Source organism: Xenophilus arseniciresistens, from assembly GCF_028023875.1.
Classification (GTDB): Bacteria; Pseudomonadota; Gammaproteobacteria; order Burkholderiales; family Burkholderiaceae_C; genus Xenophilus; species Xenophilus arseniciresistens.
Genome location: NZ_JAQIPB010000019.1, coordinates 1 through 1,474 on the forward strand (window position 1 = coordinate 1; position 1,474 = coordinate 1,474).

Sequence of the window (1,474 nt, forward strand, 5' to 3'; positions counted from 1 at the left end):
GCTGCGGTCAACCCTGGCCGTGACGAGGCACTGCGCGCCCAAACGCTTTATGCCAGTCAGACATTGGGGTGGGTGGCAGGAGCCATCGTCAACGGTCAAAATCCTTCCGCTGGTGCGAGTATTGGAGGGCAAGCTGGGCTCAATGCGGCCGAGAACAATTGGCTCAGGCATCAGCAATGGCGTGAATTCTCTACCACGATTTCTCGCTGCGCAGCTCGTAATTGCACACCCGAAGAGCAGCAGGCTATCCGTGAGGCCTATGCACAGACCAGCGCAAATCTAAATATCGCATTAGCCAACTGCGACAAAACTGGAGACTGCGCGGAACTTGCTAGTCAAGTAGTGCGAGGCACAAATGAGATGCTTGATCTTGCAGGAGAAGGTAAATTGCCGGTGGGAGGCGCTGTAGGAAATGATTTGGGCCAGTCTGTGGGGCAGCGGTTGGCTAACGATCCGGCGTATCGCCATACTGTGCAGAACTCTCTGGCTGTACTTGATCATTGCAATGCAAATCCAGGCGCATGCACGCAGCAGGCAATTAGGGCTGCCGCCATCGTGGTGGCACCGTTGTTGATACCTGCAGGAGTGGCGCTAACTGCAACAGGCGTGACGGTTGGAGGGGGCATTGGCGCTATAGCAAACCTTGGAGGGCAACTGTATGCTAATCAAGGTCACATCAGTCAAGTAAATCCAGTCGATGTAGGTATGGCTTCAATGACCGGCGCATTGACCTACGGCGCGTCCTTCTGGCCATCGTTATTTGTGAACACAGGAGGCGCTATAGTTAGTTCAGGCATCAATACAGTGGCAAGCAATCAGAACCCCTCAACTTCACAAGGTAGTATATTTGGCGCTGCTGCAGGAACGGCTCTGGGCTATCCTATCGGCGCGGCAGTCCAAGGCGGCCTTAACAGTATTTTTAACCCTTGGTGGCGAGCCACATGGCACAATATGGGGTATGGCATACAAACATGGGCCAATCCGAATTCCGTACCTGCCTTGGCTGGAAGTGCATTCGGCAGTATTGGGCAAGAAACTGGCAATGCGGTGGTAAATAAACCCTGAAATATTTCTACAAAAAACCATGAAACGCCGATCAGATTGCGCCATGCTAATTTATTTTCTTTTTTTATTTTTAATAATTTACGGTATAGGATTGCCTTTGCTATTGCTGGTTGGCGTGCCTTTGATTCAATGGATCATTCATGGAGTGCTGGATTTTTCGCTGAAAGGTTCTGGTTTTTTAGGTCTGCTATTGCTGATAGTAGGAATGACTCTTGTATCTGCGGCTGCCATGTGGGTTGAAGGCAAGATCCACAAACGATGGTAAGCAGCAGCAAACGAGACGCTAGAGCGCTGACAACAGCCGCCAGAGTGTCGTGACCCAGGCCCAAGGCAGCCACGTACGTGCCGCCGGTGACGCGGACCTGAGCGCTGGCAAGAACCTGACGGCCCGCGCAGTGGACATTCAGGC

General features: G+C 52.4%; 2 protein-coding genes. Both read left to right on the top strand.

Annotation, left to right across the window (positions count from 1 at the left end):
• Window positions 1-1,065 (top strand): MFS transporter (locus PGB34_RS23010; RefSeq protein ID WP_271430456.1); only part of this gene is annotated, 1,065 nt, incomplete at its 5' end.
• A gap of 19 nt (window positions 1,066-1,084) precedes the next feature.
• Window positions 1,085-1,330, top strand: a complete 246-nt coding sequence (locus PGB34_RS23015; RefSeq protein WP_271430457.1) for a hypothetical protein — start codon at window positions 1,085-1,087, stop codon at window positions 1,328-1,330.
• Window positions 1,331-1,474 lie beyond the last annotated feature (144 nt).

Bases quoted from the DNA above. Each gene is read 5' to 3' on its own strand.
- PGB34_RS23015 (WP_271430457.1), top strand. From the start codon at position 1,085: ATGAAACGCCGATCAGATTGCGCCATGCTAATTTATTTTCTTTTTTTA.